15 protein-coding genes are annotated in these 16,272 nt (G+C 65.3%); 8 read left to right on the top strand and 7 right to left on the bottom strand.

From position 1 onward, the window contains the following. Positions 1 to 1,026, bottom strand: a complete 1,026-nt coding sequence (locus ON44_RS24365; RefSeq protein WP_063721620.1) for a DUF4389 domain-containing protein — start codon at positions 1,024 to 1,026, stop codon at positions 1 to 3. 301 nt (positions 1,027 to 1,327) lie between these two features. On the opposite strand from ON44_RS24365, the gene ON44_RS24360 reads away from it, so the two are divergent. Then, positions 1,328 to 2,545 (top strand): ATP-grasp domain-containing protein, encoded by a 1,218-nt coding sequence (locus ON44_RS24360; RefSeq protein WP_218007629.1) that lies wholly within the window; start codon positions 1,328 to 1,330, stop codon positions 2,543 to 2,545. Positions 2,546 to 2,561: 16 nt separating this feature from the next. Then, the gene (locus tag ON44_RS24355; RefSeq protein ID WP_040694043.1) at positions 2,562 to 3,794 is read left to right on the top strand and encodes an MFS transporter; all 1,233 of its coding nucleotides are present in this window, start codon (positions 2,562 to 2,564) and stop codon (positions 3,792 to 3,794) included. Between the two features lie 4 nt (positions 3,795 to 3,798). Here ON44_RS24355 and ON44_RS24350 read toward each other — a convergent pair whose 3' ends face one another. The 5 genes from ON44_RS24350 to ON44_RS24330 form a co-directional block, all read right to left on the bottom strand. Continuing rightward, on the bottom strand, positions 3,799 to 5,802 hold the full coding sequence (locus ON44_RS24350; RefSeq protein WP_040694040.1) for a LuxR C-terminal-related transcriptional regulator: 2,004 nt from the start codon (positions 5,800 to 5,802) through the stop codon (positions 3,799 to 3,801). Between the two features lie 255 nt (positions 5,803 to 6,057). Further along, positions 6,058 to 6,969 carry a beta-ketoacyl-[acyl-carrier-protein] synthase family protein gene (locus tag ON44_RS24345; RefSeq protein ID WP_040694039.1) on the bottom strand — a complete coding sequence of 304 codons (912 nt, stop codon included), beginning with the start codon at positions 6,967 to 6,969 and terminating at the stop codon, positions 6,058 to 6,060. Between the two features lie 3 nt (positions 6,970 to 6,972). Next, positions 6,973 to 8,022 carry a 3-oxoacyl-ACP synthase III family protein gene (locus ON44_RS24340; RefSeq protein WP_040694038.1) on the bottom strand — a complete coding sequence of 350 codons (1,050 nt, stop codon included), beginning with the start codon at positions 8,020 to 8,022 and terminating at the stop codon, positions 6,973 to 6,975. 72 nt (positions 8,023 to 8,094) lie between these two features. Continuing rightward, a complete protein-coding gene (locus ON44_RS24335) occupies positions 8,095 to 8,931 on the bottom strand; it encodes an SDR family NAD(P)-dependent oxidoreductase (protein WP_040694037.1) in 837 nt (278 codons plus the stop codon). Positions 8,932 to 9,325: 394 nt separating this feature from the next. Next, positions 9,326 to 10,969, bottom strand: coding sequence for an FUSC family protein (locus tag ON44_RS24330; RefSeq protein ID WP_040694118.1), 1,644 nt, complete (start codon positions 10,967 to 10,969; stop codon positions 9,326 to 9,328). 103 nt (positions 10,970 to 11,072) lie between these two features. Between ON44_RS24330 and ON44_RS24325 the strand changes: the two genes are divergently transcribed. From ON44_RS24325 to ON44_RS50430, 5 genes are all read left to right on the top strand, one after another. Continuing rightward, positions 11,073 to 12,437 carry a glutamine synthetase family protein gene (locus tag ON44_RS24325; RefSeq protein WP_245567311.1) on the top strand — a complete coding sequence of 455 codons (1,365 nt, stop codon included), beginning with the start codon at positions 11,073 to 11,075 and terminating at the stop codon, positions 12,435 to 12,437. Continuing rightward, entirely contained in the window at positions 12,418 to 13,158 is a 741-nt protein-coding gene (locus ON44_RS24320) for a gamma-glutamyl-gamma-aminobutyrate hydrolase family protein (protein WP_040694033.1), read from the top strand. The genes ON44_RS24325 and ON44_RS24320 overlap by 20 nt, the downstream gene beginning before the upstream one ends. Further along, positions 13,155 to 14,513 (top strand): aldehyde dehydrogenase family protein, encoded by a 1,359-nt coding sequence (locus ON44_RS24315; protein WP_040694031.1) that lies wholly within the window; start codon positions 13,155 to 13,157, stop codon positions 14,511 to 14,513. The genes ON44_RS24320 and ON44_RS24315 overlap by 4 nt, the downstream gene beginning before the upstream one ends. Positions 14,514 to 14,523: 10 nt before the next feature. Then, positions 14,524 to 15,291, top strand: a complete 768-nt coding sequence (locus ON44_RS24310; RefSeq protein ID WP_040694030.1) for a 3-oxoacyl-ACP reductase — start codon at positions 14,524 to 14,526, stop codon at positions 15,289 to 15,291. 77 nt (positions 15,292 to 15,368) lie between these two features. Continuing rightward, positions 15,369 to 15,533 (top strand): hypothetical protein, encoded by a 165-nt coding sequence (locus ON44_RS50430; protein WP_157187282.1) that lies wholly within the window; start codon positions 15,369 to 15,371, stop codon positions 15,531 to 15,533. Between the two features lie 190 nt (positions 15,534 to 15,723). Here the strand turns inward: ON44_RS50430 and ON44_RS24305 are convergent, their stop codons facing one another. Beyond that, positions 15,724 to 15,930 (bottom strand): hypothetical protein, encoded by a 207-nt coding sequence (locus ON44_RS24305; RefSeq protein ID WP_040694112.1) that lies wholly within the window; start codon positions 15,928 to 15,930, stop codon positions 15,724 to 15,726. A gap of 65 nt (positions 15,931 to 15,995) precedes the next feature. On the opposite strand from ON44_RS24305, the gene ON44_RS54070 reads away from it, so the two are divergent. Beyond that, a complete protein-coding gene (locus ON44_RS54070; protein ID WP_040694028.1) occupies positions 15,996 to 16,256 on the top strand; it encodes a hypothetical protein in 261 nt (86 codons plus the stop codon). Positions 16,257 to 16,272 lie beyond the last annotated feature (16 nt).

Genomic DNA, 16,272 nt, shown 5'->3' with positions numbered 1-16,272 from the left:
TCAGTGCTCGATGACGGTGCGGAAGTGCGCCGCACCGTCGGTGATCGCGTCGACGGTGACCAGAGCCCGGAATTCGACGCCGTCGTAGGTGACCGTGCAGACCTCCGTCGCGCCGAAATAGGCGTCGAGGGAGTTGGGGCAATGTACGTTCTGCGGGGTATGCCCGGTGTCGTCGGTGAAGTCGATGGCGACCCGCCGGGCGAGCTGTGAACTGGAGATCGCGTCCATGTCGTCGTCATCGTCATTGCCCCAGCCCATGGAGGTTTGGGCGAGGCTGCCGAGAATGCCGACGACGAGCATGACGATCAGCAGCGTCCGGCCGCCGCTCGAGAGCACAAGCGGGCGAGTCGGCGACCGAGCAGGTTCGGGCCCGCCCGTCACTCGAGCACCCGCGATCGAATCGCCGGTGTATATCGGACCGGATGGGGCCGTCTGCCTATCGCCGAAAACTCCCGTCAGGTACGTCGGGGTCAGTAGGTACGCGTAGGCGGACACCCGCATTTCGATGCGCAGCACCGCCGAGGTGGCCTCGAAGATCGCTCCCGGCATCCGGCCGGTGATCAGGACGATCAGCCACAGAATGAACGAGATGATCCCCCATCCGGTGGTGAACCAGCTCGACAGCACCAGGATCGGGAAGGCCAGGATGAGCCGGAACAGCACGGCGAGCCGGTTCAACGGCGTGGGCGCGGGGAACAGCAGGCGGATCGGATAGTCCGGTGCGGTCCAGGCGAACGGCGGGTAGTCGTCGACCAGCAGCATGGCATAGCCGTGCACCCGCACGGTGTAGCCGTAATATCCGCGCAGGAACTCACCGCACCAGTCGGGCAATCGGCCGAGCACCAGTGCACCGAACCAGCCGCAGACGATCACCACGAAAGCGGCGATGCTCAGGAACCAGAGCACGATCAGCTGGGGTATGGCCAACAGCAGCCGCAGCAGAACGGTCCAGCGGCGGTGTTGCTCCGGCGGAAAGACATCCAATTCGACCAATGCTTCGCCACTGGTCGGTGATCCCTCTTTCATTACCACGGCGACCCACTCACTTCCTTCGTCCAGCGGAATTGTCCAGAACTCGGACGAGTGAGATCGAATGTAGCCCGCGGATTGCCGATAGATCGGTAACCGCGCCGACCGAGCCGGACCGTGACGCGCGACGAGCTCTCTGTTAAGGGATTTTAAATAGCCGTCTCCAGACAGGCGCCGCCGATGGGTACGGCGCACAATTCCGTTGTCGGAGAGAACGATCCACTCCCGACGGTACGGGTCCTCAATGGATCTGGTGAGACAGTTGTCAGCGGAGGAACCAGTGCCCCCACATGTAACCGTGATTCATAGAGTGCGCGGTGTCGATGTCCCCTACCTGGAGCATATCGACCACAATGCCAATGTCGTCACCTACGTTTGCGCGAAGGATCTGATCGACGGAATTCCGCGGCATGCGGCCGCCGCCGTCGAATTGCTCGACGATATGGTGAACGCGCTGGATGCCGTGCACGCGCTCGCGGCTCGATTTGGAACACCGGACCGCATTGTCGCGTTGCACGAATTCGATTTGCTGACCGCGGCCCAGTTGCGGAGGGAATTCGGTATCGCGGGTGACAGTCCGGACTATGTGCTCCCATTTCGCGACAAACTGGTGATGGGGGCGACGGTCGCCACCGCGGGCGTGCCGACTCCGGCCTTCACCCACGTCGGCGATGTCGAATCGATCATGGACTTCGCCGCGGCGCACGGCTTTCCGCTCATCGTCAAACCCCGTCTCGGTGCCGGGAGCAAGGACGTCATCCGGCTGAATTCCATAGATGATTGCGCGGCATTGCCCGACCTGAGTGTGGAACCTTTTCTCGTACAACGTTTCTGCCCGGACGAGGTCGGTGCCGTCGACGGCGTGTGGACCGGCAGTGAGCTCGGTCCGTGGCGGGCTTCACAGTATCTCGGCAACTGCCTCGAATTCGCCAATGGTGGCACAACTCTCGGTTACGTCGAGCTCGACGATCCGGAATTGCTCGAGCCGCTGGCGGGCTTCGTCGAGGCTGTGCTCACCGCGCTCAGCGCCGACGTGCCGACGGTTTTCCACCTCGAATTCTTCCTCGGTCGCGACAGTGCCGCGCCGCGCATCCAGTTCCTCGAAGTGGCCGCGCGGGCCACGGGTGGCGAAACCACACATATGTGGCGGGAGGTGCACGGCTACGACCTGCTCGGTGCGGCGGTCGATATCCAACTGGGCCGGATTCCCGACGCCGATCCGCTCAGTGATGAATCGGTAGTCGGTGAGTTGCTGATCCACCCGCCGGTGACCCCACCGTGCACCGTGGTGGACGTCCAGCTCCACGTACCGCAGCAGCATGCGCCGTACCATGTCTCGGTCCCACAGCCGGGGACGACCATCACCCAGACCTTCGGCTATGCCGATATCGGTGCCGCCTTCCGTTTCCGGGGCAACTCCACGGTAGAGGTCATCGACTCACTGCGACGCACCGCGGCCGGATTCCGGATGGATTGCGTGGCATACGATCCGGCCGCCGACCGGGCCATCGCCTGAGTCGCGGGAACGGATCGTGTCACGGCTCTCGGTTGCCCTGCCGCCGGTCGGCCCGCAGCGTGTGCTGACGCTGATCGCGGCGGCATCCGCCGTCTTCAGCGGAATCTATCTGTCCACCGTCGTTCTCTACTTCACCCGGATCGTGCACATCCCGCCGATGCAGGTCGGCATCGGCCTGAGCGTCGCCGGGGCCGTATCCATCGCCGTCTCGATACTGGCGGGAAAGCTGTCGGATCGACGCGGCCCGCTGGGTGTGCTGCGGGTCAGTCTGATCCTTGCGGCCTGCGGCACCCTCGGCTTTCTCACGGTCGGTGAATTCGCGTGGTATCTGGTCGTCATTCCGGCCACGGCGGCCGCGCAGACCTGTGTGCAGCTGATGATCTCGACGATCATCACCCGCGTCGTCACCGATCGGGCCAATGAATTCCGCGCTTACATCCGTTCGATTCTGAATGTGGGCATTGCTATCGGCATCGGCCTATCCGCGGTTGCCGTGCAATGGGATTCGGCGAACTTCTATCACGCGGCCATCGTCATCGGCGCTGGTTGTGCTGCCGGGGCCGCCCTCATGGTCGAGCGGCTGCCGGCCTTGGGGCCGGTGTCGGTGGAGTCCGGCGCGCCAGGACAGCGCTGGGCGGTGCTGCGTGATCGGCCGTATCTGGCGCTCACCGTATTGGATGGGGTGCTGTCGCTGCAGTACCGGATTCAGTCGGTCGCGATTCCGCTGTGGATCATCGGTGCGACGACGGCGCCGCGGTGGTCGATCGCCGCGATCGACATGCTCAATATCTTCATCGTGGTGTTCTTCCAGGTCCGCGCGAGCCGCAGCATCGATACCGCCCGCGCGGGCGGTGCCGCGCTGCGGCGCGCCGGGTGGGCATTCCTGCTGGCCTGCATCGTGCTGGCGGCGGCCGAAGGCCAGTCCGGCTGGCTCGCGGTGCTTACCCTCGCCAGCGGTGCGGCGGTCTTGAGCGTCGGTGAATTGTGGCAGACGGCAGGGGGTTTCGAGGTCTCGAATACCTTGGCGCCGCCAGCGGCCATCGGTGAGTATCTGGGCGTATTCGGTACCGGACTCCGATTGGCCGATGCGCTCGGTCCGGCCTTGCTGACCTGGTTGTGCATCGGGATCGGCGTCGCGGGCTGGTATGTCGCGGGACTGATCCTGCTGGCCGCCGGTCTGCTCGCACCGGTGATCGTCGCGAAGGCGGAGTCCAGGCGAGACCGGTACGCCCTCGTGGCGGCATCGTAGGCGGCTATCCGGTGGCCGAGACCGCAGTATCAGCCGGACCGATCGGTAGGACGAAGTACAGTTCGCTGCGCCGGGCCACCCCGAGTTTGCGATAGACGCGGGTGAGATGTTGTTCGACGGTGCTGGTGGTGATGGCGAGTTTGTCGGCGATCTCGCGATTGGCCTTGCCGCGGGCCGCCAGCTCCGCCACCCGGCGTTCGGCGGGGCTCAGCGTCGCGAGCCCACCCGGAATCCGGTGCAGTGCGGGCATGGGTTGGGTCGGCTGCGTCGCGGTTTGGGGTTTGCCGTCGAGTAGATCGTGCAGCAGCACCTCGGCGCCGCAGGTTTCGGCGATACGCGCCGCGTCGCGGATCAGTGTGCGAGATCGCTCGTGATCGCCGACGCTGCGGTGTGCCTTGCCGAGTTCGCCGAGTGCGGTGGCCAATTCGACATCGTCACCGCCGGTGCGGGCGATGGCGGCCGACTCACGCAGCAAGCGGAAAGCTTGATAGCGATCGCTGGTGGTGGCGAGCAACCGGAGTGCGACGCCGCCGGAGCGGTGCCGGTCGGCGGTGCCGAGCAATTCGAGATGTCTGGTCGCGAATTCCTGTGCCTGCCGGTGCTCGCCGAGTGCGAGATGGGCGGCGGCAATGTCATTGCGCCACGGCACCAGCCAGGGGAAGTCCATATTCCACCGGTCCATGAGATAGCCGCAGCGGCGGAAACTGCGCAATGCCTCGTCGGCGCGGCCGACGGCGAGGTGATGGTGGCCCTGCGCCTGCAGATACGGCAGGCCGAAGCGCGATTCGAAAATCGTTCGGGGCAACGGCCTTTCGAGTTGGGCCGCGGCCTCGGCATGCCGACCGGCGATGGTCAGCGCGTGCACCATTGTGGCGATCGGCGTGCCGGTCCAGAGGCCGAGGTGTTCGGCGGGTACGTAATTGAGGGCCAGCGCCGCGTCGCTGATCGCATCTCGAATATTGCCCTTGCGCAGCATGGTTTCCGCGCGCAGCCCGGCGAAGATCGACTGCCAGGTCGGGGCGCGGCGGGCATCGGCCTCGGCGAGCAGCGATTCGCACCAGGCCGCCGCGGTATCGAGCCGATTGCTGTAGATGAGGCAATGCACCGCCGCGACCAGGGTTTCGATCGTGGTCGAGGTGAGGCGATGACTGGTGAGCAAACGCTGTGCGAGCGTGGCGATCTCGTCGAGCGGATGAGTGAACAGGCCGGTGAGCAGATCTGCGCCGTGGCGATGCGGTGAATGCTGGTCGATGCGCACCTTGGGCGGCCGGGCCGGGGCCGCGAACAGTCGCGGATGACGTTGGACGTGTGGGGGATAGGAGTACCGCAGCCAGGCGCGCAGGAAGTCGATCTCCGGCGTCGCCTCATCCGGTTCGCCGCTGTTGAGCTGGCCGAGTGCGTGATCGGCTTGCTGCACCTGCCCGTGCCACAGCAGATACATGATGGCGGCGGGCATTTCGTGGTGCGGCACCCGACCCGCGCGCAGTGCCGCCTTCAACCGGGTGAACTGGCGCGAGCGGGTCGACGGGTTGATCCGCCATTCCAGGCAGACCAGCCGGATCGCGATGGTGGCCCGCTCGCCCGCGTCCCGAGTGGCGCGATAGGCCAACTCCAGCCGATCGACCGCCGGTTCGATCTGGTCATCGGTTATCGCATCCTCGGCAGCGGTGCGCAGTACGTCGACGGCCCACGGGTAGCCGGCGGCACCGGCGTCGACCAGGTGGTCGGCGACGGTGCTCGCCGGAAAACCCCGATGGTGCAGCAGTTCCGCGGCCCGGATGTGCAACTTCTGCCGGACCTGGTCGGGGGTGTTGCGCAGGATCCGCTCACCGACCTCCGGATGTTCGAAACGCGCGGTTTCGGCGAGTTGTCGGACGACGGCCCGCACCGCGGCCTCGTCCACCTCCAGCAGCTCGGCGACCAGGCCGACCGTGCTCGCGGTGCCGAGCACGGCCATGGCCTGACCGACCCGGGATTTGGCGAAGTCGGCCCAGTGGTCGCGATGCACTGGGTTGTCGCTGCGTGGCGGGACAGGCTGACACATACTCTGAGCCCTTCGTCGAGGTGGTGAGCCCGACTGAGGGAGAGCACCATCGAAAACGAGCAGCTCGAGTGCGCTGAGGATGCGGCATCGTCGCAGCGGGAAGGACGCGTCAACGCGCCCGATGATCCAGCCGGTGAACACAGGTTAATTCGCCCGCCCGATCCTGTCACGACAACTGATGACACCTACGTAATATGAGGTGTTTCAATGCCTTTCGTGTCATTGACTCCCGGCGTGCGCGAATGCGTGCTGGTGGTAGGCCAGACAGGCGGCCGAGGTATCGTCGGCGGCCAGGAAAAGCACCGCGCGTGCCGCGTCGAGAGCGCCGCTGTCGCGTGCGCTCACGTACGCGTGCACCGGGGCCGCGGAGTACGGATTGTCCACCGAGGGATCCACGCCGACGACCGATTCCGGTGTCAATCCGAGCGCCGCCGCGAGGCGGGCACGGAAGGCGAGGGTCCAGGTGGGTGCGAGCAGCACCGCGCGGCCCTCGGTGAAATCGGCGACGTCGAGTCCTTCGGCGGTCAGGCAGTCGCGCACGGCCACCGCGGCCAAGTCGACCAGATCGTCGGCACCGGCCCGGGTGCTCATGGCCGAGCGGCCGTTCGCACCGGCCTCGCCCATCGCGACCCATGCGGTCGGATCGGCGGGCCCGGCGGTATCGGTGGTATGCAGCCCGCCGAATCCGCCTGCGGTGCCGGATGTTCCGAGCAGGATCGCCGCCGCACTGGTGCTGTAGGGGAAGCCGTCGACATGACGCTCGGTCGACGGGTGCGTATCACCGGCGACCAGCAGCGCATTCGATATTTCGCCACTGGCCAGGAAGCATTCGGCGGTCGCGATCGCGTGTAGTAGTCCGGTCCCGCCGTTCATCAGGTCGAAGGAGAATGCGGGCACCCGGCCGGGGGCGTACTCGAGGCAGATGCCGACGCGCTTCTGGATCAGCGCCGACACCGCGGGTTCGGAGATGTTCTGATCGCGGAAGACCCCGGCATTGATCAGCATTCCGACCTGCTCCGGGGCAACGCCCGCCTGCTCGAGGCAGGCGGTGGCCGCGCGCGTCGCCAGTTCGAAATAGCTGCCGGTATCGAGATCGGCATTGATGGTGGCCGCGAGGATGGTTGTCGGCATGGTTCAGGCCTCCAGACGGGAGATAGTGGCGGCGAGGTGTCCGGAGACGAGGCCGGATGCCGCCGGAATCATCAGCACCTTGGAGCCCTTGGGGATCTTCTGCTGCGCGAGATATTCGTGCAGGACCACGAAATGTGAGGTCGACGCGGTATTGCCGAAATCGTGCAGCACATTGAGGGCCTGCGGCATCGGGGTGCCGAAGTGTTGTTCGGTGAGGTGTGAGATGTACTCGATGGCGGGCGCGCTGAATTGGTGGTGGATCCAGTAGTCGAACTTCTCGCTCTCCCAGGTGCGCCCGGTCTCCTCGAAGAAGGTGGAAATGCGGTGGATGGCCTGCATGTAGCGGCCCTCGGTCTGCATCGCGCGGTTATCGGTGTATAGCGCGATTCCGGGGGCCTGGTCGCTGGGCATGCCGATGCAGTGTTCGGCGCCGTCGGCGGCGGTCAAGAGTTCGACGTAGTGGATTTCGTCGTCATCGTCACCGCGATCGTCCAGCATCACCGCGACCGCCGCATCGCCGACTGTCAGTGCCGCGAACTGCGGGTCGTAGGGCTTGCTGATCTCCCGCGCCGCGGTCTCGGCGATCGGGGTGATCTGCTCGCCGCTGACCACCAGCCCATTGCGGACCACACCGGCCTTGATCATGCGATCCAGTACCAGCACCCCGGTGAGCATGCCCGCACAGGCATTCGAGACATCGAAATGGCGGGCCTTCGTCGTGCCGATCTCCTTGCCCAGCATGACCGCGAAAGACGGTGCGTAGCAGAAGATTTCCTTCCCGCGAGTGCGGGTGATGGAGGCCGAGACGACCACGTCGATCTCGTCGGGGGCGTAATCGGAGTGCGCCAGGCAGTCCTCGATGGCGCGCAGGGCCAGATCGAAGGAGGATTCGTAGCCCTCATCGCTGGAGTCGTAGACGCGCCGATTCTTGATACCGGTAATCCGTTCCAGGTCAAGGGATCTCGGCACCGCCAGTCCGGCGATGATCTCCTCGGTGGAACGGACGGTGGATGGTGTGTACGAGCCGATGGACTCGAAACGTGTGCGCAGCATTACCCCTGCTTTCTGTATCGCATTTTTCCCTGTGTTGCCAGGAGTTTCGACGGCGCTGTCGTCGTGGACGCCCTATTCGGGCAGCCCGACCAAACTTGCGCTCACCGCGCACAATTGGCGGCCCCGCGCATCGTCGCGGGCCAGCCTCGACGGTTCGCGCTCGCGGGTCTTGCGGAAATAGGCACCGGTCACCTCGGCGACGCTCGGATCCGTCGCGAGGAAGGTGAGTGCGGCGGCACCCTCGGCCGCGGTGATGAAGAACAGGCGTTTGCCGAGCGCGACGATCGGTTGCCCGAACCATGGCAGCGAATTCCAGATGCCGGTCGAGACCGCGCCGGGATGGAAGGCATTGACCGTCACGCCGGTGCCCGCCAGCCGATCGGCCAGTGCGCGCGCGTAGAGCACATTGGCCAATTTGGATCGGCTGTACGCCTTTTCGCCCGAATAGCCTTCGCGGAACCCGAGATCGTCGAAATCGAGGGTCGCGCCGTAGTGCATCACCGAGGAGGTGAACAGAATGCGCGCGGGGGCGCTCTGGACCAGCAGATCGATGAGCAGTTCGGTGAGCAGGAATCCGCCGAGATGGTTGGTGGCGAAAGTCGCCTCGATACCGTCCTCGGTTTCGGTGCGCGTCTGGTGATAGCCGCCCGCATTATTGGCAAGTACATCGATGCGGTCGTAGTCGGCTTCGACCGCTTTGGCGAGTTGGCGCACCGACGACTGCGATGCGATATCGCATTCCAGCGTATCGACCGCTCCCGCCCCCGCGGCCAGCACCAATTCCGCACTGTCGGCAAGCTTCTGCGGATTCCGGCCGACCAACACCAGCCGATTGCCCCCTGCGGCGAGCTGTTGCGCGGCTTCGAGACCGATGCCCGAGGTGGCCCCCGTAATCAGGATCGTCTTCATGTGGGATCACCTTGCCATCGATGCCATGGCCGAAATCCGTTCTCGGGGTGGCTTCGGCGAGTTGCCCGATGTGTGCGAACGCACCCGATGGCCGCGCGTGCTCGATCGAACGTGCAGATCAGCTCGCACGTACCGAATTCGGCCCAATGATGCTGCGCCGTAGTAGTAGCCATCGCGCATGACTGTCGATAGGGGTGGATAGGGGTAGGTCGTTCCATTTGAGCCGTTTGGGGTCGGCCCGACCTGCTCGCCCAACCACTCACGGGCAGTTGCCGATCCGACGAAATTCGACATGGTGGCACCGGCGACGGAAGCGCCGGTGTGCTCGGTGAGTAGAGACGCCGCCTCGGCGCTGTCCTGAGCCGGTTACGACGAACTGGACGTGTCGATCGGTTCAGTGCGATGCGTCTATCCGGGCGATCTGTCCGGCCAGGCTGTTGGGATCGGTGAGCAATTGTTTCGGTGGCGTCAGCCAACATTGCGCGAGCAGGTCGTATCCGATCCGCCCGATCTCGGCATGTCGAGGCCATTGTGCACGCGTCCACACCGGTTCGTCGCGATATGCCGCGACACCGCTGAGGTGATTGCCGACGAGTTCGAACTGCAAATCGCGACGCAACCGCATGGCGGCCGGATCGGCTGGTGGCCTCGTGCGCAGGATCTCGACCAGGTCCGCGGCCACTCGCAGCACCCTGGATTCGTTCCACCGCAGGTCGTGCCGGTGCGCGCGCGGCACGATCACCCACATTGCCGCAACCGCGACCAGCGCACCGACCAGCGTCTCGATCAGCCGATCGCGGATGGGAACCAGTATCGGCCCACCGAGCGCGCCACCGATCAGCAGCGCCAATGGCGTAATGAAGACGACGGCGATCCCGTAATTGCGCACTACGAACAGATCCGTCAGGAACATCAGAGCCATGAGCACGAGCACGAGGACGACGCCCGACGGCGCGAATGCGTGCAGCGCCGCGAACACGATCAGCCCGACGACCGTGCCCCCGACGCGATGCAATGCGCGCACGGTGCCGACAATGCGATCCGGCCCCAGATTCAGCACCAGGACGGCGGTGATCACGGCCCAGTCCGGCCGGCCGAGGCCCAACAGCACACTGAGGCCACCCGCGATCACCGCGGCGGCCAGCGTGCGCAGTGCCGTGGTCGCCGCATGCGAGCGGATCGTCAGCGACCGTCGCAGTCGCTGACCGACAGTCGGGCGGGTCATCGGCACCGGCGCGTCGAGCACATCCGGTGCGGAGTCCGATATCCCGATGAACTGGCGATGTGCGGCCAGCAGCGTCCGGACGATCTCCGAATCCGGTTCGCGGGCAGGCAGACCCGCATCATGAACCGTGGCCCACGCCGAATGCAGCGCCGCACCCGCCGCGTGCCGCTCGGCGGCGGACGGTTGCCCATTCTTCCGGTATTCGACATAAGTATCGACGGCACGCAAGGCCGATGCCATCGCCGCCTTTTCCGGCGCACGCGCATCGCGCAATATCGGACTCATCGAAACCAGCACCGAACTCAGCACACCGAGCGCGGTATATCCCACGATGACCGGTACCGAAATACCGGTGGCGGCCATCCGCGTCGCTACCGCGCATACCAGCACGAAGAAGAACATGCCCGGCGGTCCGGCCCGCGTCGCGACCATGACATAGCTCGCGACCAGCGCCACAACGGAAAGTGCCGCCACACCGATGATTCCGGCCGTCGCGTGCCACAGATCGCCGATCACGGCACCGAGCGCCGCCGCCGTGAGAAAGCCCGCCCCCGCGATCAGCACTATCCGCCAACGCATTCGGTAGGCGCGCGCCTCGCCGTAGAGCACAGCGAACGCACCCAGCGCGACGATCATTGCCTGCTGCTGATGCCCCGTCGCGAGCACGATCAGCGCGGGCAACCCGAATGCCAGCGCGGACCGCGCCGCCACCGGCCACCGCCAACCCGTTTGCGCCGACCCGAGCAGCAGGGCGCGCCGCCGCGGCGGCGTCGGCACCGGATGGTGTGACGGATCGGAGGTCGGGTCGTCCACCAGGCCATTCAACACCAACCGACCATTGGGTTTTGTGTGTCGGGACACGCGCTCGACCCTTTTGCTCTAGCGTTGGCCAAGTTGCTGCCGAGAGGGGTTATCGATGCGTACGGGGATGCTGGAGCTGGTGCAGTTGCGGGCGCTCGTCGAGGCGGGGGAGATCGACACGGTGCTGGTGGCAATGACCGATATGCAGGGCCGCTTACAAGGAAAGCGTTGTGCGGCAAGGTTTTTCCTGGACGAGGTGATCGGGCACGCGACGGAGGCGTGCAACTATCTGCTCGCGGTGGATGTCGATATGGCCACGGTCGACGGGTATGCGATCTCCTCCTGGGAAACCGGCTATGGCGACTTCGTATTGCGGCCGGATCTGAGCACCCTGCGGCTGGTGCCGTGGCAGCCGGGAACGGCGCTGGTGCTGTGTGATGTGGAGCACGTGGAACCCGCACATCAGCCGGTGACGGTTTCGCCGCGGCAGATATTGCGGGCGCAATTGGCACGGTTGGCCGAACGTGGGCTGCGGGCTTATGTCGGGACCGAACTCGAGTTCCTGGTCTTCGATGACAGCTACGAGGAAGCGTGGAATTCCGGCTATCGCGATCTGCGGCCCGCCAACCAGTACAACGTCGACTATTCGATGCTCGGGACCGCACGCATCGAGCCGCTGCTGCGTCGCATTCGCAATGAAATGGCCGGTGCGGGATTGTATGTCGAATCGGCCAAGGGTGAATGCAATCCGGGTCAGCACGAAATCGCATTCCGCTATGACGAGGCGCTGGTGACCTGCGACAACCACAGCATCTACAAGAATGGCGCCAAGGAGATCGCCGCTCAGGAGGGCCGCAGTCTCAGCTTCATGGCGAAATACAATGAGCGCGAAGGTAATTCGTGCCATATTCACATAAGTCTGCGTGCCGAATCAGGTGCGGCGGTATTCGCGGGTGACGGCCCGCACGGCACCTCCGCGCTCATGCGCCATTTCCTCGCCGGGCAACTGGATTGCCTGCGCGAGTTCACCTATCTGCTCGCGCCGAATATCAACTCCTACAAGCGATTCGTGGCAGGGAGTTTCGCCCCGACCGCACTGGCCTGGGGACGCGACAACCGGACTTGTTCGCTGCGCGTGGTGGGCGAGGATTTATCGCTGCGGATGGAGAACCGGATCCCGGGCGGCGATGTGAATCCGTATCTGGCCGTCGCCGCGACTATTGCCGCCGGATTGCACGGTATCGAGCATGCGCTCCCGCTCGAGCCGGAGTTCCACGGCAATGCCTACCGGTCACAGCGCCCGCGGGTGCCGCGTACGCTGCGGGAAGCGGCGAAATTGTTCGGCGAGAGCAAGGTGGCACGGACAGCGTTCGGCGACGACGTGGTGGACCATTATCGGAATGCGGCACAGGTCGAGCTGGACGCCTTCGACGCCGCCGTCACCGATTGGGAGCGAATCCGTGGTTTCGAGCGGCTCTGAGCAGATCCGTCCGGTCATCGGCCTGCCGACCTACCTGGAACAGGCTCGATTCGGCGCCTGGGATGTGCCGAGTGCGGTGCTTCCACACAACTACCTGCAGTTGGTGGAGCGCGCGGGCGGCATACCGGTGCTGCTGCCGCCCACCGGCGTGGCGCGCGCGGAGCTGGTGGATCGGCTCGACGGGTTGGTGCTGACCGGCGGCGCCGATATCGATCCGGCGCGCTACGGCGCGCCGCCGGATGCGGCCCTCGGCCCACTCCGCGCCGACCGGGACGATTCCGAATTCGAGCTGTTGGCTCTGGCACGCGCCGCCGGTCTGCCGATCCTCGCGATCTGTCGCGGCCTGCAACTGGTCAATGTCGCGTTCGGCGGCACCCTGATCCAGCATCTGCCGGATCTGCTCGGCCACGACGACCATTCGGGTACGCCGGGCGGCTTCCACCCGAACCGGATCACGACGGTGCCGGACAGCCTGGTCGCCACGATCGCCGGACCGGAGGTGAAGGTGAATTGCCACCATCACCAGGCCGTCGCCATCCTGGCCGATGGCCTGGTCGCGACCGCATACGCGTCGGACGGCACGATCGAGGCGGCGGAGGCGCCGGACGGTTCGTTCCTGGTGGGTGTGCAGTGGCATCCGGAGGCGGATGCGACCGATACGCGATTGATGCGAGCACTGGTCCAGGCGGCGGCCAGCTATCGAAAGGAACGGAATTCGTGACGACAACGCAGGTGGTCAACCCGGCGACCGAGCAGGTCGTCACGACACTCGAACTGGTGAGCGCGGCCGAGACCGATGCGGCCATCGAACGGGCGCAGCGGGCCGGGGTCGATTGGCGCGCGGTCGCGCCGGGGGATCGGGCTCGATTGCTGCGGCGGTTCGCCGAGGCCGTCGACGCGAATCTCGAGCAGCTGGCCCAGCTCGAGGTCGCCAATGCCGGGCACACCATCGGCAATGCGCGCTGGGAGGCGGGCAACGTCCGCGATGTGCTGCATTTCGCCGCCGGGATTCCGGAACGTCTGCTGGGCAACCAGATTCCGGTCGCGGGCGGGGTCGACATCACCTTCCATGAACCGCTCGGCGTGGTCGGTGTGATCGTGCCGTGGAACTTCCCGATGCCGATCGCGGCATGGGGATTCGGGCCCGCACTGGCCGCCGGGAATACGGTGGTGCTCAAACCTGCCGAGCTCACACCGCTCACCGCGATCCGATTGGGTGAGCTCGCGCTCGAAGCCGGTGTGCCGGAAGGGGTTTTCCAGGTGCTGCCCGGCAAGGGGTCGGTGGTGGGGCAGCGGTTCGTGACCCATCCCGCCGTGCGGAAGGTGGTATTCACCGGGTCCACCGAGGTGGGCAAGGAGATCATGGCCGGATGTGCGCGCCAGGTGAAGCGGGTGACGCTCGAATTGGGCGGTAAGAGCGCGAATATCGTTTTCGCCGATGCCGATCTGGAGCGTGCTGCGGCGACCGCGCCCTATGGTGTTTTCGACAATGCCGGGCAGGATTGCTGTGCGCGGTCGCGAATTCTAGTGCAGCGCAGTGTGTTCGACCGATTCCTGGAATTGCTGGAACCGGCGGTGCGTGGGGTTCGGGTGGGTGATCCGGCGGCGGAGTCCACCGAAATGGGGCCGCTGATTTCGGCCGCGCATCGTGCTCGGGTGGCCTCGTTCGTCGAGCCGTCGACCAAGGTGGCATTCACCGGTACCCAGCCCGACGGACCCGGATTCTGGTATCCGCCAACGGTTGTGCTGCCCGACGCGCCATCGGATCGGGTGCTCACCGAGGAGGTGTTCGGGCCGGTGGTCGCGGTTGTTCCATTCGAGGACGAGGCCGATGCCGTTCGCATTGCCAATGACACCGAATACGGTCTGTCCGGCTCCATCTGGACCAATGATGTGGGCCGGGCGCTGCGGGTGTCTCGCGGTGTGGAAGCCGGGAATCTGTCGGTGAATTCGCACTCCTCGGTGCGGTATTGGACGCCGTTCGGCGGATTCAAACAGTCCGGGCTCGGGCGCGAACTCGGACCCGATGCGGCACTTGCCTTTACCGAGACCAAGAACGTCTTCATCGCCACCTAATTAAGGAGATGTGTTGCAGCGCTTACAGGATCGAGTCGCCGTCGTCACCGGCGGCGGGAGCGGTATCGGCCTCGCCACCGTTCGCCGGTTCGCGGCGGAGGGTGCCAAGCTCGTCGTCGCCGATATCGATGCCGCCGCGGGAGAGGCCGCGGCCAGCGAAGTGGGCGGGCTGTTCGTGAAGGTGGACGTCACCGACGAGGCCCAGGTCGAGGCCATGTTCCAGACCGCCGTCGACACCTATGGCGGACTCGATATCGCCTTCAACAATGCCGGAATCTCACCGCCGGAAGACGATTCGATTCTGACCACCGGCATCGACGCCTGGCGTCGGGTACAGGAGGTCAATCTGACCTCGGTGTATCTGTGCAGCAAGTACGCCATCAATCACATGCTGGAGCGGGGTAAGGGCTCGGTGATCAATACCGCGTCGTTCGTCGCGGTCATGGGTGCGGCGACCTCGCAGATCTCCTACACCGCATCCAAGGGCGGTGTGCTTGCGATGAGCCGTGAACTCGGAGTGCAGTTCGCGCGCAATGGGATTCGGGTCAACGCGCTGTGTCCCGGACCGGTGAACACGCCATTGCTGCAGGAGCTGTTCGCGAAGGACCCCGAACGCGCCGCGCGCCGCCTGGTACACATCCCCGTCGGACGCTTCGCCGAGCCGGAGGAGATCGCCGCGGCCGTCGCATTTCTGGCCAGTGACGACTCCTCGTTCATCACCGCATCGCAGTTCCTGGTGGACGGTGGCATCTCCGGCGCATACGTCACACCGTTGTAAAGGTACGGTTGATTCGGGCGGACCGCTGCGCAGCAAGCCAGGGTTCGCCATACGCCGATCAGAGGGAGGCTCGTGAGATGAGTACGGAAGATGGGCTTTCGCCCGGGCTGTTCAGTCACGACGCCCTGACAACCGAGCCGTCCGTCCAAACCGACACCGGTGGTGCCGATTTCCGCCCGGTATTCAGCCGAAGTGACGGCAGCGCACCCGGTTCCTATCCCCAGCCGGATCAAGGAAACTGAGCACGCGTAGCGCCGGACTCAGTGCGGCGCTACGCCTACTTCTACGTGGCTGGGTCCCCGAAGCAACCCGAAGCACCGACCGGCGCCGCAGGCGCATGACAGGGTCGCTGACTCGATGGCACGCCGATGCCCGTCGCCGCACGCGGAAAGTCGGCGGCGCGTCCCGACGTCGAAGAGCCCAGGACGGCCTTCAGGGAAGGTGCATCAGCTGACCGGCGAGCGTGAACAGGCGACGGCCGAGCCGCATGACAGGGAGCCCCAGCGGAATGAGGATCAGCGTCACGCAGAGCACCGCGCCGACAAGCCAGACCACGGCCGCGAGGATCCCGACTACCGTGCCGAGCACGGCTGTCACGATCCCCAACACCACGCCGAGCAGGCCCTTTAGCAGTTGCATCATGACCTCCTGCTCCCATTCTGCGCTCTTTCGAGCCCAATGCCGGAGTCCGGGACTGCCGGATTATGTCCAGGCTCGGCGCGCCGGCACAACGCGTCGCGGAGCGCGGTGAAGCCCACCAGATCCGTCTGGTCCGGCGGCGCCTGCTTAGACTGACGGGGGAGAAGGAAGGACCGCTGATGAAGCGAAATCTGAACTGCCCCTGCGGCGAACAGATCGTCGGGACGGATGAGGACGACCTGGTCGAGAAGACCAAGGCGCATCTGGCCGAGAACCACCCGGGGCACGACTATTCCCGGGACGAAATTCTGTTCATCGCGTACTGATCCACCACACCCGGCT

Origin of the sequence: Nocardia vinacea NBRC 16497, assembly GCF_000308835.1 — a bacterium.
In the GTDB taxonomy this organism is placed as follows: domain Bacteria; phylum Actinomycetota; class Actinomycetes; order Mycobacteriales; family Mycobacteriaceae; genus Nocardia; species Nocardia vinacea.
Note: the sequence above shows the minus strand (reverse complement) of the source record. Positions and strands in the feature narration are given on the sequence as shown.